General features: G+C 49.1%; 1 pseudogene. It reads right to left on the bottom strand.

What is annotated here, in order from left to right:
- Positions 1-3,081, bottom strand: a pseudogene (locus AC0YN3_RS33055) (hypothetical protein); the annotation flags it as partial.
- Between the last annotated feature and the right edge of the window lie 597 nt (positions 3,082-3,678).

Here is a 3,678-nt window from a genome sequence, read left to right on the forward strand (position 1 = left end):
CGTTCCGTTCACGCTCGCATTCGTGTTCGTCACTACGACGTAATAATACCTCGTGCCAGCTGTTGCTGTCGGTGCGTTGTAGCTAGCGCTTGTCGCTCCAGACACCAACGTACCTCCGCTCGCGCTATTGATGCCATTGCTGTACCACTGGTAGCTCAATATACCTCCATCGCTCACGCTCGCCGCTACGCTAAGTGTTGCTGTGCCTCCTACGTTCACTGTCGCATCCGTTGGCTGCGTCCCAATGCTCGGCGCCTCTGCGTTTACGAGCGCGTTCACCGTCACCAATGCGGTTCCACTCGTCACGCTTGCCGTCTTCGTTCCGTTCACGCTCGCATTCGTGTTCGTCACTACGACGTAATAATACCTCGTGCCAGCTGTTGCTGTCGGTGCGTTGTAGCTAGCGCTTGTCGCTCCAGACACCAACGTACCTCCGCTCGCGCTATTGATGCCATTGCTGTACCACTGGTAGCTCAATATACCTCCATCGCTCACGCTCGCCGCTACGCTAAGTGTTGCTGTGCCTCCAACGTTCACTGTCGCATCCGCTGGCTGCGTCCCAATGCTCGGCGCCTCTGCGTTTACGAGCGCGTTCACCGTCACTTGAGCTACTCCACTTATCACGCCAGCCACCTTCGTTCCGCTCACGCTCATATTCGTGTTCGTCACTACGACGTAATAATACCTCGTGCCAGCTGTTGCTGTCGGTGCGTTGTAGCTAGCGCTTGTCGCTCCAGACACCAACGTACCTCCGCTCGTGCTGTTGCTGCTATTGCTATACCACTGATAGCTCAATACACCTCCATCGCTCACACTCGCCGCTACGCTAAGTGTTGCTGTGCCTCCAACGTTCACTGTCGCATCCGTTGGCTGCGTCCCAATGCTCGGCGTAACTGCATTTACGAGCGCGTTCACCGTCACCAATGCGGTTCCACTCGTCACGCTTGCCGTCTTCGTTCCGTTCACGCTCGCATTCGTGTTCGTCACTACGACGTAATAATACCTCGTGCCAGCTGTTGCTGTCGGTGCGTTGTAGCTAGCGCTTGTCGCTCCAGACACCAACGTACCTCCGCTCGCGCTATTGATGCCATTGCTGTACCACTGGTAGCTCAATATACCTCCATCGCTCACGCTCGCCGCTACGCTAAGTGTTGCTGTGCCTCCAACGTTCACTGTCGCATCCGCTGGCTGCGTCCCAATGCTCGGCGCCTCTGCGTTAACAAGCTCGTTCACCGTCACTTGAGCTACTCCACTTATCACGCCAGCCACCTTCGTTCCGCTCACGCTCATATTCGTGTTCGTCACTACGACGAAATAATACCTCGTGCCGGCCGTTGCCGTCGGTACATTATAGCTAGCGCCTCTCGCTCCATTCACGAACGTGCCTCCGCTCGTGCTGTTGCTGCTATTGCTATACCACTGATAGCTCAATACACCTCCATCGCTCACACTCGCCGCTACGCTAAGCGTAGCCGTTCCTCCAACCTCTATCGTCGCATCGGCTGGCTGCGTCCCAATGCTCGGCGTAGCCGCGTTCACGAGCACATTCGCTGTCACCGAAGCAACATTGCTCGTAACACTCGCCGATTTTGTTCCCACAGCGCGCGAATTTGTATTCGTCACCTCGACGTAATAGTACAGAGTCCCATCAGTGGCAGTCGGCGCGTTATAGCTTGCGCTAGTCGCTCCAGTCACAGGCGTAGCACCGGAGGTGCTGTTACTGGTATTGCTGTACCACTGGTAGCTTAACGTCCCGCCGTCTATGGTGTACGCCGTCACTCTAAGCGTCGCCGTTCCTCCCACATTTACCACCTGATTCGCTGGCTGTGTACTGATGGTCGGAATGTCAGCGTCAATCAACATCCTGGCTGCCCTAACCTGACCGGAATAACCATTGGCTTCAGCCCAAAAAGCATATAAATCACCATTGAATTGTTGCAGGGAAGGTTCCCAAGCTGTATCGATAGCACTGGCATTAATACCATTTGCACCTCCATCATCTACAGATGACCAACTTGTTCTATCATACTTTTTTACCCGAATTTGAGCTCTAGTAGTGCCATTATCTTCGAGCCATGTAAGGTATAAATCATTATTAAACACCATCGGTTTAGGAAAAGATGCGGCCCTGTTAACATTTACATTTAAGCCATTTGAACCCCCGCCATCTACACTCGTCCAACTTGCTCCATCATAATTCTTTACTCTAATCTGACTACTCTCATACCATGTTGCATACAGCTCATTATTAAACACGATTAATTCGGGGGCTAATGCGTTGAAAGAAGGATCTACGTTTATGCCGTCGCTTCCTCCACCATCGACACTAATCCAACTGGAGTCATCATATTTCTTTACTCTCACTTGTGCAGCCCAACGACCATATTCATACCAGGAAATGTATAAAGTGTTGTTAAATACGGCCATCGTCGGATAGGTTGCAGAACTCAAAGGATCTGCGTTCAAACCTGTAGAGCCTCCGCCATCGACACTCGTCCAATTGGTACCGTCAAAGCTCATTACTCGAATCTGATTAACTCCGCCGTCTACCTTCTCATGCCAAGCTACGTAAAGGTTGTTGTTCAAGACGGCCATGCGTGGAGCAACTGATGTTGCCGAAGCGCTTCCATTCAAGCCGCCTTCATCCACACTGATCCAACTGGTTCCATCGTATTTTTTTACGCGAATCTTACCCGTTTCCTCCCAAATCAAGTATAGAATATCCTCATATACAATTAAGGAAGGGTTAAGCGCCCGATCTGCTGGATTTATATTCAGACCGGTCGCACCGCTTCCGTCTATGCTTCTCCATGTTGTTCCATTAAAGCTTTTTACTCGAACCTGATTAATTGACGATGCCCTTTCAATCCAGGCTGCATAAAGAATATTATGGTGTACGGCCGTACGCATAGCTTGCGGTGCATGACTCGAAGTATTCACATTCAGGCCAGTAGTCCCTCCGCCATCCACCATAATCCAATTAGAGGCTGCTGCCTCAACCGTTCCAGGCCCAGCTACCAACGTCAGCATCATACTTACTATTAACAAATAAATCAGCGATCTGCGTTTCAAAAGCTTCATAAATATCTTGCTCCTCCTTGTAATCCCATTTCTATTCTAAAAAAAATAATAACCACACTCGACTACCCCACCTCTAAACTCTCTCCCTCCCATCAAAGCTTTCAATGCGATTCCTGTATTTTTTATTAGAGTATTTCTGTGTTGGTTTGATTGAGTAATGCTGGGGGCAAAGATGATGGACCACTTGTGTTACCTAGTGCTGAGGAATAGAGAAGAGCAAGGGGACATTATGTGCCTAAACGTAGGTATTGACTCAGAGGCATCTTGATTAGCAGCAATTAGATGTTTGAAAAAGCCATACTTATACAGATCTAAATACTCGCTCTCCGTAAAGCAAATCTAAATTAAGTATAATGCTTGAAAAACAAAAAATGACCTACCCGGACGGGTAAATCAACTAGGAAAAAGGGTAGGTAAACGTAGGCGTTCTATAATTTCATTTCAAACTAACTTGTCTCCCAAAAGCTCCAAATGCCAGTTGTCAGAAGAAAACCAGCTAATAGTTGTCAAGCTGCAGTGTGTAATATGTTTTGAAAACTGCTATACTGTTTTTTAAACACAACAAATAAACCTTCATTGGCGTGAAGGTTTATGGAT

It is taken from the genome of Paenibacillus sp. J22R232 (genome assembly GCF_056269165.1).